This is a genomic window from Labrenzia sp. 5N (genome assembly GCF_012395805.1).
In the GTDB taxonomy this organism is placed as follows: Bacteria; Pseudomonadota; Alphaproteobacteria; order Rhizobiales; family Stappiaceae; genus Roseibium; species Roseibium algicola.
In genome coordinates this window covers 177,791-197,290 of the sequence record NZ_JAAZTM010000020.1, presented here as the reverse complement: position 1 = coordinate 197,290, position 19,500 = coordinate 177,791, and the positions used below count along the sequence as shown (strand labels likewise).

The window sequence follows — 19,500 nt, the reverse complement described above, 5'->3', positions numbered from 1 at the left end:
CGCAAAATCGTTTGCGTATTGAAAATTTTCTCACGTCAGGACGCAACAGGCTCCTGTTCCGTCTGGTTTTTTCCTTTTCCGCCAAACCAGCTTTTGACAGTTTCACGCATGGTCTGCATGTTCACAAAAAGAATCGGGATCATGAGAATGCCGATGCAGGTCGCAAACAGCATGCCACCGAACACCGCGAAGCCAATGGCCTTCTGACTGGCCGCACCAGCACTTGATGCGGTCATCAAAGGCACGACACCGAGCAAGAACGACAAGGCCGTCATCATGACCGCCCTGAACCGAAGATGAGCCGCTTCTACTGCTGCATCCTTGATCGACTTGCCATCGGCCCTTTGCTCCATCGCAAACTCCACGATGAGGATGGCATTCTTGGCGCCCATCCCGACAAGCATGATCATGCCGATCTGTGTGTAGAGGTTGACATCCCCCCCAGTCGCAAAGACCGCAACAAGCGCCCCGAGGATTGCAAAGGACACCGACATCAAGATCGCAATCGGCATCGTCCAGCTCTCATACTGAGCGACCAGGAAGAGATACGTGAACAAGATTGACAAAAGCAGGATGAAAAGAACGATCTGCCCCGATCCGAGCTGCTGCAGCGCTGTACCTGTCCACTCGAGAGAATACCCGTCCGGAAGAGCTTCAGCACCCGCGGCATTGACTTCGTTGATGACAACACCTGTTGAAGCACCAGGAGCCGGATCAGCCATCACGGCAGCAGCACGGAACATGTTGTAGCGGGTCAGGATCTGCGGACCGAGGACATTCTGTGTCGTCAGAATGCTGCGCATGGGCACCATGGTGCCGTCGCTCGACCGCACATAAAGTGCACCGATATCCTCCACCCTATCGCGGAACTTGCCTTCGGCCTGGATCATCACCTTGTAGACCCGGCCGAAGATGTTGAAGTCGTTGATATAGTACGAGCCCAGATAAGCCTGCAGTGTCGTGAACACATCCGACACATTGATGCCGAGCGTTTTGGCCTTTTCACGATCAAGATCGATAAAGACCTGAGGCACATTGGCCCGAAAAGTCGAGTAGGCGCGCCCAACTTCGGCACTCTGGTTGGCAGAATAAATCATCGAACCAAGTGCCGATGACAAATCCTGCGGCGAACCTCCACCGGTTTGTTGCAGCATCACCTGAACACCGCCGGTCGTGCCAAGGCCCGGAATCGGCGGGGGGTTGAAGGCAATGATATTCGCACCGGGAATCGTCGAGAATTCCGCCCAGAACTTTGCGAGGATCGCGTTAATGCGAAGGTCGGGTGCCTGACGGTCTTCCCAGTTCTTCATAGTCGCAATCACCAGCGCCGCATTCGAGGACGTTGCGCCGTTCAGGATGGAGTAGCCGTTGACGATGACGACGTCTTCCACACCCGGCGTTTTGGAAGTCAGGTCAACCACCTGCTTGGTGACGTTCTCCGTCCGTTGCAACGACGCTCCATCGGGAAGCTGAACGTCGACCATCAGGTAGCCCTGGTCTTCCGAAGGCAGAAAGCCCTGAGGCAGTGATCCGCCGAGTGTCACGATCAAGGCGACCGCCCCGGCAACTACGGCAAGCCCTATCACGGCGAAACGAACAAGGCGGCGAATAATACCGGTATATCCGTTACGTACCGAGGTGATGCCACGGTCGAACAGCCCCATGATGCCGCGCGGCGGGCCAGAACGGGCTTTCAGGATCAGGCCACAGAGAGCCGGAGACAGCGTCAGCGCGTTGATTGAGGAAATCAACACAGAGACCGAGATGGTGACTGCGAACTGGGAATAGAGACGGCCGGTAATGCCCGGCATGAAGATTGTCGGAACGAACACCGCCAGCAGCACCAGCGTCGTGGCAATCACCGGACTTGTGATCTGTTCCATCGCCTTCGTCGTGGCTTCTTTCGGCGACAAGCCTTCATCGGCTATGATGCGCTCCACGTTTTCCACGACGACGATGGCATCATCCACAACGATACCAATGGCCAGAACCAGCGCGAAGAGCGAAATCGTGTTGAGCGTCATGCCAAGTGCCAGCAGGACAGCAAACGTGCCGATAAGCGACACTGGAATGGCAACAGTCGGAATGATTGTCGCTCGCCAGTTCCCGAGGAAGATGAACACCACCGAGACCACCAGAAGGAAGGTCAGGAAAAGCGTGGTGATGACGTCGTTGAGAGAAGCCTGAACGAAATCCGTGGTGTTGAAGGGAACACCGTACTGCATGTCCGGCGGAAAATTCTTGGCCAGTTCATCCAGGCGAGCCAGCACGTTTTCCGATACCTGAAGCGCGTTTGCACCTGGTGCCTGATAGATTGCCAGAACCGTGGAAGGCTTGCCGTTGTATTCGCCGGAGGCGTTGTAAACCTGCGCGCCGAGTTCGACGCGGGCGACATCGCCAATCGTTACGACTGCGCCGTCTGCACCGGTCCGCAGAACGATCTGTTCAAATTCTTCCGGTGAGGTCAGACGGCCCTTTGCCTTGATCGTGTACTGGAACTGCTGTCCTTCCGGAACCGGAGGTGCGCCGATCTGACCGGCAGCCACCTGAATGTTCTGGTCACGTACGGCGGTGATGAAATCCGTCGGTGTCATGCCCAGGCTGGTCAATCTGTCCGGATCAAGCCAGATGCGCATGCCGTAGGAAAAGTCGGTCATGACGTCTGCCAGACCAACCCCTGGCACACGGGCAAGTGCATCCTTCAGGTTGATCGAGGCATAGTTTGACAGGAAGACCGGATCATAACTGCCGTTTGGCGAAAACAGTGTAATGACCAGCAACATGTTCGTGCTGGCTTTTTGCACTGTCACACCGTTGTTGGTCACATCGCTTGGCAGCTGGCTGTTGGCCTGACTGACCCGGTTCTGCGTGTTGACCGTGGCAATGTCCGGATCTGTTCCGACAGCGAAGGTAACGTTGAGCGAATAGTTGCCGCTGTCGTTACTGGTCGACTGCATGTAGATCATGTCGTCGACGCCGTTGACCTGCCCTTCGATCGGCGCGGCAACAGTTTCTTCCAGCACTTCGGCATTGGCGCCGGTATAGGTCGCCGTAACGTTTACGACCGGCGGGGTGATATTCGGAAACTGTTCAACCGGAAGCGACAGATACCCAAGCACACCGGCAATAGTGATAACAATGGAAATGACCAGCGCGAATTTCGGCCGGTAGATAAAAAAGCGTGAAAACATTTAGCTTTTCTCCGCCGGCTTGGAAGCAAGTACCGGATTCACGACAACGCCGGGGCGCACTTTCTGCAACCCTTCGATGATGACCTCGTCACCTTCCTTCAGGCCTTTGGAGACGACGAAATCCGTGCCTTCCTGCTGACCCAGTGTCACGTAGCGCTGTTCGACCTTCTTGTCCGACGTGATTGCCAGTGCAAACGCACCTTCCTGGTCCCTTTGAATGGCAGCCTGCGGCACAACCAGCGCCGTTTCCGTTTTCGGCGCTTCGAGAACCACCGTCACATAGGTTCCGGAAATCAGGCGGATGTCCTTGTTGTCGAATTGTCCGCGGAAGGAGATGGTGCCTGTCGCTGTATCGACCTGATTGTCGATGAAAACGATTTTGCCCTTTTCATTATAGTCCTGCCCGTTTGGCAAAACCAGTTTCAGGTCTGGAGACTCATCCGGCTGGATATCGGCAGGGTTTATCCCGTGTGTCTTGACCGCGTTGAGATACTGCGCCTCGCTGACGGAAAAATTGACATAGACAGGAGCAAGGCTGATCAAGCTGGCCAGTGAATTCGTCGTGGGTCCGACGACCTCGCCAACGCTGTAGGTGGTCTTGCCGAGCTGGCCGTCGAAAGGTGCCGAAATATCGGTGTAGCTGAGGTTGAGTTCCGCCTCCTGCAGAGACGATTGCGCTGCCTCCACAGAGGCTTCCGCCTGTTGCTTTTGCGCCAAGGTCGCTTCGTAAGCAGCCTCGGAGAGATGCCCCTTGTCTCGGAGGTCCCTGTCACGCTTCTCGTCGGCAGCCTTCAGTGCAGCGTCTGCCTTTGCGCTTGCAAGATCCGCCTTGGCCTTTGTCAGTGCGGCCTGATACTGCGCTTTTTCAATCGTGAACAACAGGTCGTTTTTCTTGACGACGGAGCCGTCCGGCACAGCTTTCTCTTCCAGGAAACCTTTGACGCGAGCCATGAGATCGACCTGGTCGATTGCAGCGACTTGCCCGACAAAACGTGCGCTTTGACGAATATCCTGGGATGCAATCTTCGCAACGGTCACCGATGGTGGCGGCGCTGCCGGAGCGGCCTTTTGCGAGTCGTCGGAGCATGCGGCCAAGAGTGCCGAGGTTGCAGCAACGAGTGCAAAATTGCGAGGGAAAGAGGCAAAAGGCAAAAAAGTCATTCGGGAACTCCGCAGTCCGACCATCAGGTCAAGGCGCATAATTTGGGGTTCACTATAAAAGGACTGGTTGATTCAACAAGTGAATAGTGCCCTTGCCGTGTGGTCTTGGCGGGAAAAATTCCTTAACGTTTTCAAAGTCACGTATACATTGCCCGACACGGCAATCACGAAACACACCTAATGGTTTGTGCGTCGGCAAATTTTCTGAATGCGATAAAGTGCAGCAAATCCAGCCGGAGAGCCTTGGACGGAACATGTCTCCCGGCTAAGCCTTCTCACAAAGAATGAATTTCATTTATGAGACAACTGGCGACAGGATCAGCGTGAGCCCGTTGAGCTGGCCTGCCGGCACTATCTTGCGCTCATCCAGGCCTTTGCAGCCGATTTCCAGAGCAACAATCTGCGGCAGGGAGCCGGCAATTTGCGCAGCTGCATCAGTGCCGACCAGTGACGCATACGCAGATGGCGTTAGCACGGATATTGTTCCACGAGCAGTCTTGAGCTCCAGACCCAGACTGGTGGCGCGCATTTCGCGTTGGCCCGTGAACCCACCCAGAAACTCGTGATGATCCGAGGGATCGCCGGCAACGAGATAGACTGTCTTTATCGTTGACGCGCCGTTGGCATGATCCTGAAAGGCTTCTTTCCAGAAATTTTCGGGAAATCGATTCCTGCAAGTGAAATAGCCGATCTCCGGTGCAAGTGCATCACTGACAAATGTCAGGTCGAAGGCAACTTGCACCTTGCCGCCATCCGCCAGATTGGCGGTGCGCTCGAAGGAAAACGGCTCGTAGAGTTTCAGTCCAGCCTTGCTGAAATCGTCCCTGTCCTTCGCAGGATCGGAACTGTCCAGCACCAGCATGCTGGCCCCTTCGTGCCGGGACAGAAAATCTCGGTTGAAAGCCCCGAACGAGAAAACCTCTTCAGAAGCCTCGAAAATGAGATCCCGATCGGCAACGCTCAACAGCTCGACGAAAAAACCGTCGAGCTGAACCAAACGGTTGGCCGTTCCCCAGGAATGGCGATTTTCAGGAGTAACCGTGAAACCAAGGTCCGCCCACACCTGGCCCGCGGCCTCCAGATCCCTCACCGCTACAACGACGTGATCGAGCCCGCGCACCATTATCTTGTCCCCTTCCCGCCTTGGCCGATCAGACCAGACGGCCCTGATGGATCGCTGCGCTTATGAAGGATGCAAACAGCGGATGCGGATCGAAAGGACGGGACTTCAGTTCCGGATGGTACTGAACACCGACGAACCAGGGATGATCCGCGATTTCGACCGTTTCCGGCAAAACACCGTCTGGCGATGTCCCGGCGAAAATCAGACCGCATTTCTCGAGTTCATCGCGGTAGCCGATGTTGACTTCATACCGGTGGCGATGACGCTCCGAAATGCTGGTCGTTCCATAGATTTCAGCAATCTTGGAACCGGTCTTGAGCGCAGCAGGATAGGCTCCAAGGCGCATTGTACCGCCCAGATCGCCTTCGGCGTCGCGCACTTCCTTGCGGTTGCCCTTCGTCCACTCGGTCATCAGGCCGACAACAGGTTCCTTCGCCGGGCCAAACTCGGTGGAATTGGCTTCGGCGATCCCGGCGAGATTGCGTGCCGCTTCCAGAACCGCCATCTGCATGCCGAAACAAATTCCGAAATACGGGATCTTGCGGGTCCGGGCGAAGTGTGCCGCAGCAATCTTGCCCTCTGCGCCCCTTTCCCCAAAACCACCGGGAACCAGAATTCCGTGAACACCTTCCAGATAAGGGCTCGGGTCTTCCTTCTCGAATGTCTCCGATTCGATCCATTCAAGGTTCACCTTGACCCGGTTGGCGATACCGCCATGGACCAATGCTTCGATCAGCGACTTGTAGGCATCTTTCAGAACGGTGTACTTGCCGACAATCGCGATCTTGACCTCGCCTTCCGGATTGGCAACCGCCTCGGAAATGCCGTTCCAGCGATCGAGCACCGGTGCAGGTGCCCCCTTGATGCCGAATGCAGCCAGAACTTCGTCGTCCAATCCTTCCTTGTGGTAGGCGACCGGCACGTCGTAGATCGACTTGACGTCGTAAGCCGGAATGACCGCGCTCTCGCGCACGTTACAGAATAGCGACAGCTTCCGTTTTTCCGTTTCCGGAATCGGGCGATCACAACGGATCATCAGGATATCCGGCTGAATACCGATGGACCGCAGTTCCTTTACAGAGTGCTGCGTCGGTTTGGTCTTCATTTCACCGGCGCTCGGGATGTAGGGCATCAGGGTCAGATGCACATAGACGACATCGCCTCGCGGAAGATCGTTGCCAAGCTGGCGGATCGCCTCGAAGAACGGCAGGCCTTCAATATCGCCCACAGTTCCGCCGATCTCGACGAGAACAAAATCGTAGTCCTCGTTGCCGGTCAGAACGAAGTTCTTGATCGCATCAGTCACGTGCGGAATGACCTGGACGGTTCCGCCCAGATAATCGCCGCGCCGTTCCTTGGCGATGATGTCCTGATAGATCCGCCCGGTGGTGATGTTGTCCTGCTGGTTCGCAGGACGGCCGGTGAACCGTTCGTAGTGGCCGAGATCGAGGTCTGTTTCCGCACCATCGTCGGTCACAAAGCATTCGCCATGCTGATACGGGCTCATGGTGCCCGGATCGACGTTCAGGTAGGGATCGAGTTTGCGGAGACGGACCTTGTAACCGCGAGCCTGGAGCAATGCGCCCAGTGCTGCAGAAGCAAGACCTTTTCCAAGCGAGGAGACCACGCCGCCAGTGATGAAAATATATCGCGCCATGGACCAATACCATATCCTTGCCGAGGGCGCCTTGGCCACTCGGGAGTTGCGTTCTCAACACATAAAAATGCCCTGCGAGTTAAGCCGCAGGGCATATGTCGGGTGAATGGGCCAGAAGACCCGTTCGGCCGCCTTACTGGGCGGCCGGGACCTGAGGTCCGGAAGGTTGCTGTTGGTTCAGCTGTTTCAACGAATCGAGAACACCGCCTGAACCGCCTTCGGTCGTGCCGTCCGTCGTGGCAGGCGCTTCCTGGGTTGCCGTTGGAACAGCATCAAGAATCGAACCGGGCCGGTCCTGATTCTTTGCAATAAGGCTGAGCGTCAGCGAAGTAGCGAAGAAAGCGACCGCCAGAACGGCAGTTGCACGCGTCAGGATATTCGCAGTCCCACGACTGGACATCAGACCACCGCCTCCGCCGCCAATGCCAAGCGCGCCGCCTTCGGAACGCTGCAGGAGGACAACAAGCACCAGGGCCAGGACGACCATCAAGTGGATTACGATGACTACGGTTTCCATCGAACGCCATTCTTCATTGAATTCAAGATTGGCGGCCTTCTACACCAGACGCCGCCAGCTTTCCACCCTTCAATTGCGCCTTCGACACAGAAGCTTCAAGGCCGGGCACAATATATTCGGTGTCTTCAGGAATAAGCAGCAAGTATGCCGAGGAAATCTTCAGCCTTGAGACTGGCGCCGCCAACAAGGGCGCCGTCGACATTGGCAACAGACATCAGTTCACGCGCATTGCCCGGTTTCACAGACCCGCCGTAAAGAAGGCGCATGGAAGCTCCTTCCCCGCCGAACCTTGCGGAAAGATTGTCCCGCATTGCCTTGTGCATTTCCTCAACATCACCTGCGGTGGGTGTCAGACCTGTACCGATCGCCCAGACCGGCTCGTAGGCAATCACGCAGTTTTCGGCAGTCGCCCCATCCGGAACCGATCCGTTCAATTGGCGGTCGACAATAGCAAGTGCCTGGCCTGCCTTGCGCTCGGCTTCTGTCTCGCCGACACACACAATCGCCACAAGACCGGCTCTCCAGGCTGCCCGAGCCTTTTCATTGACATCAACATCGCTTTCAGCGTGATCCGTCCGGCGTTCGGAATGACCGACGATGACGGCCTTTGCGCCGGCATCTGCAAGCATTTCAGCAGAAATATCGCCGGTGTGAGCACCAGATACAGCGGTATGGCAATCCTGACCACCTACAGACAGCGCGCCACTGCCAGCCTTTTCCGCAATTGCTGCGATCAGCGTTGCAGGCGCACAAATCATCGCATCGACCGAATCCGCCAGATCGTCACTGATGCCGGCGATCATCTTGTAGACTTCAGCCTGGCTTGCCTTCAGACCGTTCATTTTCCAGTTACCGGCAACCAGCGGCTTGATCGCTGCGCTCATGTTCAGTTTCTCCCGCGGCATGATCCTTGATTTGCCGCCTATAGAGCAGAAGCGCACACGCGTTGCAATCACCCTGAGGACGGGAAAACCCAAATCGCTTCCGAAGTTTGTAAAAGGCCGCCTTGCGGCGGCGGCGCGGCGTCTTTATGATCCGCCCGCTCCGGCCAAGGCCGGTCCTGAATTCAGCCGGTGACGCCGGCTGCCGGAACGAAGAAGAATACGGGAGTCGTCATGCTTGACGCGCTGCGCAAGGGCGCTGGCACCTGGGTTGCCAAACTGTTTATTGCTCTGTTGATCTTTAGCTTCGCCGTGTGGGGCATTAGCGGTTTCTTGACCGGTGTCGGCCAGAACACCGCCGCCAAGGTCGGTGACACGGAAGTCTCCCTGTTCGATTTTGATCGGGCCTACAGGCAGGACCTCGGACGGCTGGCTCAACAGTTCGGCCGGCCGCTGACGCCGGCAGAAGGCGCGACCCTCGGTGTTCCGCAGCAAACCCTGGGCAAGCTTGTGGCCGAAGCGGCCATGAACAACACCGCTCAAAACATGAAACTCGGTGTTTCGGACGAACGCCTGGCGACCATTATCCAGAGTGACCCTGCCTTTCAGGGCCTGGGTGGCAGGTATGACAAGAACCGGCTACAGCAGGTTCTGCAGGCAAACGGATACCGGGAAGACGAATATGTCGTCGAACGCCGCAAGGTTGCAGAGCGAGCGCAGCTTGCAGAAGGCCTCGCCGGCAGCATGAAGGCGCCGATTGCCTATCTGGAAGTTCTTGACGCCTATCAGGGTGAAACGCGAAGCGTTGATTACCTGGTCGTCACACCGGAATTCATCGGAGACATCGAGGATCCGGCCGATGGTGTCCTGACAACCTACTTCGAAGAGAACAAGGATAATTTCCGGGCACCCGAGTTCCGTGAAATCAAATACGTCTCACTCACGCCGACATCTCTCTCTCGTCCGGATGACATTTCCGACGAAGACGCCCGCGCTGAGTTTGAGCGCCGGTCGGAAGATTTCTTCCAGCCCGAACGCCGCAAGATCCGCCAGATGTCCTTCCCGTCACAACAGGCTGCGGAAGAAGCTGCCGAAGAAATTGCGAACGGCAAGACCTTTGACGAACTCATGACTGACCGCAACCTTGCCAACAACGACGTTGCCCTTGGCGTCATGGCAAAGGCCGATTTTCTCGATGAAGCTATCGGCGATGCCGCTTTCAGCCTGGAAGAAGGCGCCACCAGCGGTACGGTGGAAGGCAGGTTCTCGACTGTCATTCTGAATGTCGAAGAAATCCTTCCTGAAAGCACCAAACCCTTCGAAGACGTGAAGGACGAGATCGTCCAGAGCCTCGCGAAGGAACAGGCGGAACGGGAAATTCTGGATCTGCTTAACGAAGTCGAGGATGCCCGGGCCGGCGGTGCTCCGCTGGACGAAATCGGCGAGCGTTTCTCCCTGACTGTAGAAACTCCGTCAGCTTTTGATGCATCCGGAAACGGTGAAGACGGTAAACCCGTAACCTTGCCTGATGCAGAGGGACTTGTAGCAGGTGCGTTCGACAGTGACATCGGCATCGAAAACGATGTCCTTCAGCTCGGTGAGCAAGGCTTTCTCTGGTATGACGTTGCAAAGGTTATTCCGTCGCGTGAACGCACCCTCGACGAAGTTCGCGAAGACGTCATTGCCGCCTGGAAGCAGGATGAACTCGGCAAACGCTTGAGCGACACTGCGGCAGACCTATTGGCCAAGGCAGAAGGCGGCACGCCGTTCATTGCCCTTTCCGCAGAAACCGGGCTGGAAGTGAAATCCGCAACTGACCTGAAGCGCAACACGCCGTCCGGGGATTTCGGCCGCGAAGCTGTTTCGGCAGTATTCGACGGCCCCGTTGGAACAAGCGCGGTCACCGAAACCAACGATGGCAACGGTCGGATCGTGCTTAAAGTGAGCGGTTCCAACGTACCGGACTTCCAGAGCGACGCACCGCAAGTAGCGGCCCTGGGTCAGCAGCTTTCCCAGCAGATTCAGGACACGCTGCTCGGTCAGTTCATCTCCGACCGGGAAACCAAGGCAGGGGTCGAGATAAACAATGCCGGTATCGCCCAGATGATCGGGTTGGACCGGAATTGATCCGTTTGAAAGTGGAATGACGACATGAGCACATTCAAGGACTTCATCGCCAAGGTGTCAGACGGTCACGCCTTGAGCCCTGAAGAAGCCCGCGAAGCCTTTGAGGTGATCCTGTCGGGATCTGCAACACCATCGCAGCTTGGCGGGTTTCTGATGGCCTTGCGTGTGCGCGGCGAAAGCATTGCCGAAGTCACGGGTGCGGTTGCGACCATGCGGTCCAAGATGATCCCCGTGAGGGCCCCGGCCAACGCGATGGATATAGTTGGAACGGGTGGCGACAATTCCGGCAGCTACAATATTTCCACGTGCACGGCCCTGGTCGTAGCCGGCAGCGGTGTTCCGGTTGCCAAACACGGCAACAGGTCATTGTCTTCCAAGTCGGGCGCTGCAGAAGCGCTAGCCGAACTTGGCGTCAACATCGATATCGATGCCAGGAAGATATCCGATTGCATCAACAGGGCGGGTATCGGTTTCATGTTCGCCCCGCTGCACCATGCAGCCATGAAACACGTGGGTCCAACCCGCATGGAACTCGGCACGCGCACAATCTTCAATCTGCTTGGCCCATTGACCAATCCCGCAGGCGTGAAGCGTCAGATGGTTGGTGTATTTGCCCGCAAATGGGTGGAGCCGCTTGCGGAAGCTCTTCGCGAGCTAGGGTCCGAAAAGGCCTGGGTCGTTCACGGGTCCGACGGAATGGACGAAATAACCACAACCGGTCCAACCGCTATTGCCGAACTCAAGAACGGGACAATCCGTTCGTTTGAAATTTCACCCGAAGATGTCGGCCTTGCCGTTTCCGATCCGAAAGATCTCAAGGGCGGACTTCCCTCGGAAAACGCGAAAGCCCTGCGCGACGTCCTCGCCGGAGCAAAGAACGCCTATCGAGATGTGGTGCTGTTCAATGCGGCTGCCTCCCTGCTGGTTGCAGACAAGGTGGAAACCTTGAAGGATGGTGTCGAGTTGGCGGCGCAATCCATTGACAGCGGATCCGCAGCCGACACCTTGGAAAAGCTTGTCGCAGCATCGAACGGGTAAGACATGGCAGACATTCTTCAAAAGATCGAAGCCTACAAGCGCGAGGAAATCATCGCTGCAAAGGCATCCGTTTCGATCGACGAACTCAAGGCACGCATCAAAGACGTGAGTGCTCCACGCGGGTTTCTCAAGGCGATCGAAGCCAAACACGATAACGGTGAGTACGCTCTCATTGCGGAAATCAAGAAGGCCAGCCCTTCGAAAGGGCTCATTCGGGAAGATTTCAATCCACCTCTCTTGGCTAAGGCTTACGAAGTAGGCGGCGCAGCCTGTCTTTCGGTCCTAACCGATACGCCCTCTTTTCAGGGAAGGCCTGAGTTTCTGGCTGCTGCACGTGACGCTGTTGCCCTTCCGGCGCTGCGCAAGGATTTCCTCTACGATCCTTACCAGGTATATGAAGCCAGAGCCTGGGGTGGCGATTGCATCCTGATCATTCTGGCCGCTGTTGATGACGACACCGCCAAAGCATTGGAAGACACCGCGTTCGAACTCGGAATGGATGTCTTGCTCGAGGTACATGACGCTGATGAGCTGGAGCGTGCGCTCAAGCTGTCGTCTCGTCTGCTCGGTATCAACAACCGCAATCTCAAGACATTCGAGACCAAGCTGGAAACAAGCGAAGAGCTTGCGCCGCGCATTCCGGACGACAGAATCATTGTCGGCGAAAGCGGCCTGTTCACCCCCGCCGACCTATCCCGAATGAACAAGGTTGGTATTTCAACGTTCTTGATCGGCGAAAGCCTGATGCGTCAGGAAGACGTCGCCTCGGCTACCAGAACGCTCCTGGCCCGTCCGGCCCTCTCCGAAGCGGTTTAGGCGGACATGGCCAACAAGGACGCCAAACTGACCCATCTGGATGCGGCAGGGTCTGCCAACATGGTGGACGTATCCGAGAAGTCCGTAACGCATCGGATTGCCGTCGCGCGCGGGACTGTCACCATGCGGACTGAAACCCTGGATCTCATCCGGTCCGGGAACGCCAAGAAAGGCGACGTTATCGGCACGGCACGCATAGCCGGCATCCTGGCCGCCAAGAAGACCCACGAACTGATACCGCTCTGCCATCCACTGATGTTGTCCAAGGTGTCCATCGACATCGATACCGATGATGATCTTCCCGGGCTCATAGTGACAGCGACAACCAAGGTCAGCGGCCAGACAGGTGTCGAGATGGAAGCCTTGACCGCATGCTCGCTGGCCTGCCTGACGATTTACGACATGGCGAAAGCAGTAGACCGGGGCATGGTCATCGGAGATATCCGTCTGGTCGAAAAATCCGGTGGCAAATCCGGCCATTGGACACTCGACAAGGACGGCAGCCTGGGTGGCACCTGATGAGCCTGATGCCTGTCGACGAAGCGCTGACGAAGCTCCTTTCCGGCGTAAAACCTCTTGAAACGGAATATGTTCCGCTCGAGAGCGCCAACGGCAGATATCTGTCCGCCCCCCTTGTTTCCACCCGAACCCAACCGCCTTTCGCAGCGTCTGCGATGGACGGCTACGCCATTCGTCATGAAGATCTTTCCGATGCCCGAACATCCTTGACCGTTGTCGGCGAAGCACCGGCTGGCCATGGTTTTTCCGGAACGGTCGGCAACGGTGAAACGGTGAGGATCTTTACCGGTGCTCCTGTGCCGGCCGGTACGGACACGATCCTGATCCAGGAAAACGCTGAGCGTGAAGGCGAGCGCATAACCGTTCTGGAGAACCCGGCCAAGGGCGCATTCGTCCGTCCGGCCGGCCTGGACTTTTCCGAAGGTGATGTGCTTCTGCAACCGCCGCTCAAACTTGCCTACCGGCATCTCGCCCTTGCCGCTGCAATGAACCACGCGGTCTTGCCGGTGCACCGCAGACCGAAGGTTGCGATACTCGCAACCGGGGATGAACTGGTTCGCCCAGGAACGGAACCGGGACCGGATCAGATAATCGCCTCGAACCACGCAGGTATCGCCGCACTCGTGGAAGATTGTGGCGGTCAGCCACTCGATCTTGGAATATCACCCGACGAACCGGTGGCACTTGCGAACCACGTTAGGCGTGCGATTACCGAGAAGGCCGACATTCTCGTCACGCTTGGGGGGGCCTCAGTCGGCGACCACGATCTTGTTCAAAGTGTCCTTGGACAGGAAGGCATGGACCTGGCGTTCTGGCGAATTGCAATGCGTCCGGGCAAGCCGTTGATGGCAGGCCGTCTTGGCGGCACCAAGGTTCTTGGTCTGCCCGGAAACCCCGTCTCAAGCCTTATATGCGGCTTGCTGTTTCTGAAGCCACTCATGCAGGCAATGCTCGGTCAGACGCCGGAACAGTCCGGACCTCAACGAGCCATACTCGCTTCTCCCTTGCCCGAGAACGACCGCAGGCAGGACTACGTCAGGGCAACGCTTTCCAATTCGGAACACGGCGATCTGATCGTAACGCCGTTTTCCCGGCAAGACAGTTCCATGTTGAACCTGCTCGCCAAATCCGGCGCACTTGTGGTCCGTCCACCTCATGCACCGGCGCTGGAAGCCGGAGCAGAAGTGCCCATACTGGTACTCTGACGTGACGTGGCAGCTAGCCGTGCGACTGTCTGCGCTCGTGCCCCAATCGAGAAGCTGACTACTCCTCCCTCAGGAAAACAAAACCCGGCCGAGTGTCGGCCGGGTTCTTATTCTTAAATCAGCACGAGGTCGGTTACGCCTTCTGGACGGCGCGCTTTGCCATAACGGTAACCAGGTTCGCACGATAAGCAGCAGACCCGTGAATGTCTGACAGTAGATCGTCTGCGTCGGGCGCTATGCCGGCGACGGCGTCGGCTGAAAAATTACTTGCAAGCGCCGTTTCCATGGCGGACATGCGGAAGACACCACCCTGCCCTGCTCCGGTTACCGCAACCTTGACGGAGCCATCGTTGCCTTTGGCAACGAAGACACCGGCCATGGCATAACGCGATGCCGGGTTCGGGTATTTGGCATAGGCACTGGCCGCAGCACCCGGAAACTTGACCGCGACGACGATTTCATCTTCATCAAGCGCGGTTTCAAACATGCCGGTGAAGAACTCTTCCGCTGCCAGTTCCCGCTTGCTGGTGACAACGGTAGCACCGAGCGCAACCAGCGCAGCAGGGTAGTCGGCTGCAGGATCATTGTTGGCAATCGAGCCGCCAATGGTGCCCATATGACGAACCGCCGGGTCACCAATGCCACCGGCGAGTGACGCCAGTCCAGGAAGCTTCTGCTTCACCAGATCGGAAGTCGAGACTTCGAAATGGCTCGTTGCTGCGCCGATAGTTACACCATCGCCGTTTGCGCTGATCCCCTTCATGTCCGCAATCTTGGTCACATCCACCAGATCGCTGGGGGCTGCAAGCCGCTGTTTCATGGTTGGCAGCAAAGTCTGGCCACCACCAAGGAATTTGCCGTCATCGGCATTGGCCATTAGTGAAGCAGCTTCCGCTACTGATCCGGCCTTGTGATACGTCGTTTCATACATGCTGGGTCTCCCCGGATTTCGAACTGTGCAATGGCGGGCGGGTTGCCCCGCCCGAAAATCCCGTTGTGGCGTTATTCGGCCGCCTGCTTCACACCTGCATGGTAAAGCGCCCAGACCTTTTCAGGAGAGGCTGGCATCGACAGGCTGTTGTCCCCGATCGCATCCGTGATCGCATTGATAACTGCCGGCGGAGATCCGATAGCCCCAGCCTCGCCGCAACCTTTCATGCCAAGCGGGTTGCCTGGGCAGGCCGTGACATGCGTCGACAGATTGTAGGACGGCACATCATCGGCACGCGGCATGCAGTAATCCATGTAGGACGCCGTCAGCAGCTGGCCGTTTTCGTCGTAGGACGCATTTTCCAGAAGTGCCTGGCCAATGCCCTGCGTAATACCGCCATGCACCTGACCTTCCACGATCATCGGGTTGATGATGTTGCCGAAGTCGTCAGCCGCGACGAAGTTGACCACTTCCGTCTTGCCCGTATCCGGATCCACTTCGACTTCGCAGACATAGGTACCTGCCGGGAAGGTGAAGTTGGTCGGATCGTAGAAGGCACCTTCCTTCAGGCCCGGCTCCATGCCTTCAGGCAGGTTGTGCGCCGTGTAGGCAGCGAGAGCCACCTCGGTGAAGGTCAGCTTCTTGTCGGTGCCGGCTACTTTCAATTCGCCACCTTCGATCTGGATGTCTCCTTCGGAGGCTTCCATCAGGTGAGCAGCAATCTTCTTCGCCTTGGCTTCGACCTTGTCGAGCGCCTTGACGATTGCCGACATGCCAACCGCACCGGAGCGCGAGCCGTAGGTTCCCATACCGAACTGAACCTTGTCGGTATCGCCATGAACAATGGACACCGCATTGGTATCCAGGCCAAAACGTTCGCTGATCAGCTGGGCAAAGGTTGTCTCGTGTCCCTGACCATGGCTGTGCGACCCCGTCAGAACCTCGATCGATCCGACAGGGTTTACACGCACTTCGGCAGATTCCCAAAGACCGACACCGGCACCAAGTGAACCGACCGCAGCGGACGGTGCAATACCGCACGCCTCGATGTAGCAGGACAGACCAATACCGCGCAGCTTGCCGCGGGAAGCTGCTTCCGCCTTGCGGGCGGCAAAGCCGTCGTAGTCCGCGGCCTTCAGGGCTGCGTCCAGCGTCGCATCATAATCACCTGCGTCGTAGCACATGATCACCGGTGTCTGATGCGGGAACGTGCGGATGAAGTTCTTGCGACGGAACTCTGCCGGCGACAAGCCCACTTCACGGGCTGCCGTTTCCATGATCCGCTCCAGAAGATAGGTCGCCTCCGGCCGGCCTGCGCCCCGATAGGCGTCCACCGGTGTGGTGTTGGTGTAGACCGTCTTCACGTTGGCGTGGATAGCCGGAATGTCGTACTGACCCGAAAGAAGCGTAGCGTAGAGATACGTCGGCACGGAAGACGAGAACAAAGACATGTAGGCGCCGAGATTGGCGATCGTCTTGACCCTGAGGCCCAGGATCTTGTTGTCCGCGTCAAGCGCGAGTTCCGCTTCAGAGCGATGGTCCCGGCCATGTGCATCCGTCAGGAAGGCCTCGGTCCGGTCAGACACCCACTTGACCGGACGACCGACACGTTTGGACGCCCATAGGCAGACCATTTCTTCCGGGTAGATGTAGATCTTGGAACCAAAGCCACCGCCAACATCAGGCGCAATCACACGCAACTTGTTTTCAGGAGCAACGTTGTAGAAGGCCGACAACACCAGGCGAGCCACATGTGGATTCTGCGAAGTGGTGTAAAGCGTATAGTGCTCCTCGGCCGCATCGTAACCTGCAAGAGCTGCGCGCGGCTCCATCGCGTTCGGAACGAGGCGGTTGTTGTGGATCTCCATGCGCGTGACATGAGCAGCCTTTTCGAAGGCCGCGTTTGTGGCTCCTTCGTCGCCAATTTCCCAATCGTAGATCAGGTTGCCTTCGGCTTCCGGGTGAATCTGCGGGGCACCTGCTTCGAGTGCCGCAAGCGGATCGATAACGGCTGGCAATTCCTCATAATCAACCACAACCGCGTCAGCAGCATCACGTGCCTGAGCCTGCGTATCGGCCACAACCACGGCAACGGCCTGCCCGACATGGCGGACAATTTCCGGTTCCAGTGCGCGCCAACCGCCCATCTTCATCGGCGAACCATCCTTGGAATGGATCATCCAGCCACAGATCAGGTTGCCGATACCATCACCCACCAGTTGGTCGCCGGTGAGAACCGCATCCACACCCGGCATTGCCAGAGCAGCGCTCGCGTCAATCCCCTTGACCTTTGCATGCGCGTGCGGCGAGCGAACGAAAGCAGCGTACCCCATGCCCGGCATGGTCATATCGTCGGTGTATTTGCCCTTGCCGGTAATGAAGCGCTTGTCTTCCTTGCGCAAGGCACGGGCGCCAATCCCTTCAACTGCCATTTCTTCTCTCCCGAATATCTGCCGGCTCCGCCAGTACCGGACATCCTCCACTCGCCGGACAATCCGGCTGCTGCCATCAAGGCAACTGTCTCTCAAGACCTGGCGGTCAATACGAAGATGCCTGTTCCTCCCGGCATTTCATTCGATTGATCGGTCTTGCTGTCCTGCTGCGCGAACGTGTTCGCGCATCAATTTTGGGAGTTCAGGCCAACGCCGTTATTCGGCGGCCTGAGCCATACCGGCCATTTGATCGGAGGCGGCTTTGATCGCCTTGACGATATTGTGGTAGCCGGTGCAGCGGCAGATATTGCCTTCCAGCTCGTGGCGAATGGTTGCCTCGTCGAGATTTCCAGCACCATGACGCTTGATCATGTCCACGGCGGTCATGATCATGCCGGGGGTACAGAAGCCGCACTGAAGCCCGTGATGTTCACGGAAAGCTGCCTGTACGGGGTGCAGGCTGTCGGCTGTGCCGATCCCCTCAAGTGTTACAACTTCTGCGCCGTCGGCCTGGGCTGCGAGCATGGTGCAAGACTTTACGGCCTTGCCGTCGACATGCACAACGCAGGCACCGCATTGCGAGGTGTCGCAGCCAACGTGCGTACCAGTCAATCCGCGCACGTCCCGGATAAACGATACGAGCAGCGTCCGGTCTTCGACATCAGCCGAAACCGTCTTGCCGTTCAATACCATCGATACTTTCGACATGAATTCCTCTCCCTCATGAAATTCCCTGAACCGGACCGATCAAACCGGCCACCTGCATGAAATGACAGGCAAGACCTCTGATGTCCGATCCAGACCAGCGTACGAATAAACAATCGAATTCGATTGCGTGTCACTGACCCAATTTCCCGGCTTGTCACCGTGTTTTGTGCTGGGGCCCTGGCGCGTCCTAAATTGTCAGAGCCCGATCATTTCAAGATTTGTCCTACCCGGTCAACTTGCAAGTGCAAGCACGACAATCACGGCGGCGAGCAACACGAGCCCCCAGACCATGGGGCCGCCGAACACGTTGCGTCCCGCAGCGGCTTCAATATTTTGTTCCGCCTGATGGATCTTTTCCTCGACTGCATGCTCCGCATCCTCAATTACGTGCATGACTTCGCCAGGGGACTCTTCAATCGCGATCCGCTTGGCTTCCTCGGCCACACCGGGATCCAGATCGTCATCGGCACCAGCTGTGGTCGCAGTTTCGTCCTGCCCTGCCGGTGAACCAACCATCTCGGAGAACTTCGTGAAAAAGTCTTCCGCCATTTTCTTGGCGGTGGAATCGATCAGCCGGCTGCCGAGCTGGGCAAGTTTGCCCCCGACCTGCGCCTTGGCTTCGTAGGAAAGTATGGTTTCGTCACCTTCCTCCGTAAGCTTCACATCCGCAGACCCCTTGGCAAACCCGGCGACGCCGCCCTTGCCTTCTCCCGAGATCGTGTAGCTTTCCGGAGGATTGATGTTCTCAAGGGTTACTTCCCCTTTGAATTTGGCTTTTACAGGCCCGATTTTCGATGTGACCGCGGCGGTCATTTCGGTGTCCGAGGTCTTCTCGAGGCTTTCGCAGCCCGGGATGCAGGCCCGCAAGACATCCGGATCGTTCAAGGCTTGCCATACGGTTTCCCGTTTGGCCGGAATCCGGTGGGAGCCGCTCATGTCCATATGTTTTCTCCCCAAGTTGCGCTTTAGCGCATATTTACAAAGGTTCAGTCGACATTCAACGCGATTGACGCGTCCGCCGCAAACACGTTTTCCCGCATGAGAGCGTGTTTCGTACAAATTTTCAATCGCTTATGTGAACAGAATTGCAGAACGCAATCCTTGACAGGCTGTCCGATGTCTTCAATTCAACGTATGACCTAGCTGTCGCAGTATGCGCCAAAAAGGCACTTCTGTCCTGACAGTTCCGGCCAG

15 protein-coding genes are annotated in these 19,500 nt (G+C 57.1%); 5 read left to right on the top strand and 10 right to left on the bottom strand.

From position 1 onward, the window contains the following. Positions 1–35: 35 nt before the first annotated feature. The 6 genes from HEP89_RS21470 to tpiA all read right to left on the bottom strand — a co-directional run bounded on the left by HEP89_RS21470 (position 36) and on the right by tpiA (position 8,533). Complete coding sequence (locus HEP89_RS21470) at positions 36–3,191, bottom strand: multidrug efflux RND transporter permease subunit (protein WP_168692992.1); 3,156 nt, start codon at positions 3,189–3,191, stop codon at positions 36–38. Beyond that, positions 3,192–4,352, bottom strand: a complete 1,161-nt coding sequence (locus tag HEP89_RS21465; protein ID WP_208984171.1) for an efflux RND transporter periplasmic adaptor subunit — start codon at positions 4,350–4,352, stop codon at positions 3,192–3,194. It abuts the gene before it with no gap. A 295-nt stretch (positions 4,353–4,647) separates the two neighbouring features. Continuing rightward, positions 4,648–5,475 (bottom strand): VOC family protein, encoded by an 828-nt coding sequence (locus HEP89_RS21460; protein WP_062488702.1) that lies wholly within the window; start codon positions 5,473–5,475, stop codon positions 4,648–4,650. A 28-nt stretch (positions 5,476–5,503) separates the two neighbouring features. Next, entirely contained in the window at positions 5,504–7,132 is a 1,629-nt protein-coding gene (locus HEP89_RS21455) for a CTP synthase (protein ID WP_022998550.1), read from the bottom strand. Between the two features lie 133 nt (positions 7,133–7,265). Continuing rightward, positions 7,266–7,649, bottom strand: coding sequence for a preprotein translocase subunit SecG (secG, locus tag HEP89_RS21450; protein WP_022998549.1), 384 nt, complete (start codon positions 7,647–7,649; stop codon positions 7,266–7,268). 125 nt (positions 7,650–7,774) lie between these two features. Further along, the gene (gene tpiA, locus HEP89_RS21445; protein ID WP_055656557.1) at positions 7,775–8,533 is read right to left on the bottom strand and encodes a triose-phosphate isomerase; all 759 of its coding nucleotides are present in this window, start codon (positions 8,531–8,533) and stop codon (positions 7,775–7,777) included. Positions 8,534–8,764: 231 nt separating this feature from the next. Here tpiA and HEP89_RS21440 point away from each other — a divergent pair, with 231 nt between their 5' ends. From HEP89_RS21440 to glp, 5 genes are read left to right on the top strand one after another with little or no spacing between them, the layout of a single operon-like run. Further along, positions 8,765–10,657, top strand: a complete 1,893-nt coding sequence (locus HEP89_RS21440) for a peptidylprolyl isomerase (RefSeq protein ID WP_168692991.1) — start codon at positions 8,765–8,767, stop codon at positions 10,655–10,657. Positions 10,658–10,681: 24 nt separating this feature from the next. Further along, complete coding sequence (gene trpD, locus HEP89_RS21435) at positions 10,682–11,695, top strand: anthranilate phosphoribosyltransferase (RefSeq protein WP_022998546.1); 1,014 nt, start codon at positions 10,682–10,684, stop codon at positions 11,693–11,695. A 3-nt stretch (positions 11,696–11,698) separates the two neighbouring features. Beyond that, entirely contained in the window at positions 11,699–12,511 is an 813-nt protein-coding gene (gene trpC, locus HEP89_RS21430) for an indole-3-glycerol phosphate synthase TrpC (RefSeq protein WP_077292805.1), read from the top strand. A 6-nt stretch (positions 12,512–12,517) separates the two neighbouring features. Then, positions 12,518–13,030, top strand: a complete 513-nt coding sequence (gene moaC / locus HEP89_RS21425) for a cyclic pyranopterin monophosphate synthase MoaC (RefSeq protein WP_075283163.1) — start codon at positions 12,518–12,520, stop codon at positions 13,028–13,030. After that, positions 13,030–14,235: a gephyrin-like molybdotransferase Glp gene (gene glp, locus HEP89_RS21420; RefSeq protein WP_077292803.1), complete on the top strand. Its 1,206-nt coding sequence runs from the start codon at positions 13,030–13,032 to the stop codon at positions 14,233–14,235. The genes moaC and glp overlap by 1 nt, the downstream gene beginning before the upstream one ends. A gap of 133 nt (positions 14,236–14,368) precedes the next feature. On the opposite strand, the gene HEP89_RS21415 is transcribed toward glp, so the two are convergent. From HEP89_RS21415 to HEP89_RS21400, 4 genes are all read right to left on the bottom strand, one after another. Next, entirely contained in the window at positions 14,369–15,166 is a 798-nt protein-coding gene (locus HEP89_RS21415; RefSeq protein WP_022998542.1) for a xanthine dehydrogenase family protein subunit M, read from the bottom strand. A 71-nt stretch (positions 15,167–15,237) separates the two neighbouring features. Beyond that, positions 15,238–17,598: a xanthine dehydrogenase family protein molybdopterin-binding subunit gene (locus HEP89_RS21410; RefSeq protein WP_022998541.1), complete on the bottom strand. Its 2,361-nt coding sequence runs from the start codon at positions 17,596–17,598 to the stop codon at positions 15,238–15,240. 216 nt (positions 17,599–17,814) lie between these two features. After that, on the bottom strand, positions 17,815–18,306 hold the full coding sequence (locus HEP89_RS21405) for a (2Fe-2S)-binding protein (protein WP_031268448.1): 492 nt from the start codon (positions 18,304–18,306) through the stop codon (positions 17,815–17,817). Between the two features lie 231 nt (positions 18,307–18,537). Continuing rightward, positions 18,538–19,248, bottom strand: coding sequence for a carbon monoxide dehydrogenase subunit G (locus HEP89_RS21400; RefSeq protein WP_077292802.1), 711 nt, complete (start codon positions 19,246–19,248; stop codon positions 18,538–18,540). Positions 19,249–19,500 lie beyond the last annotated feature (252 nt).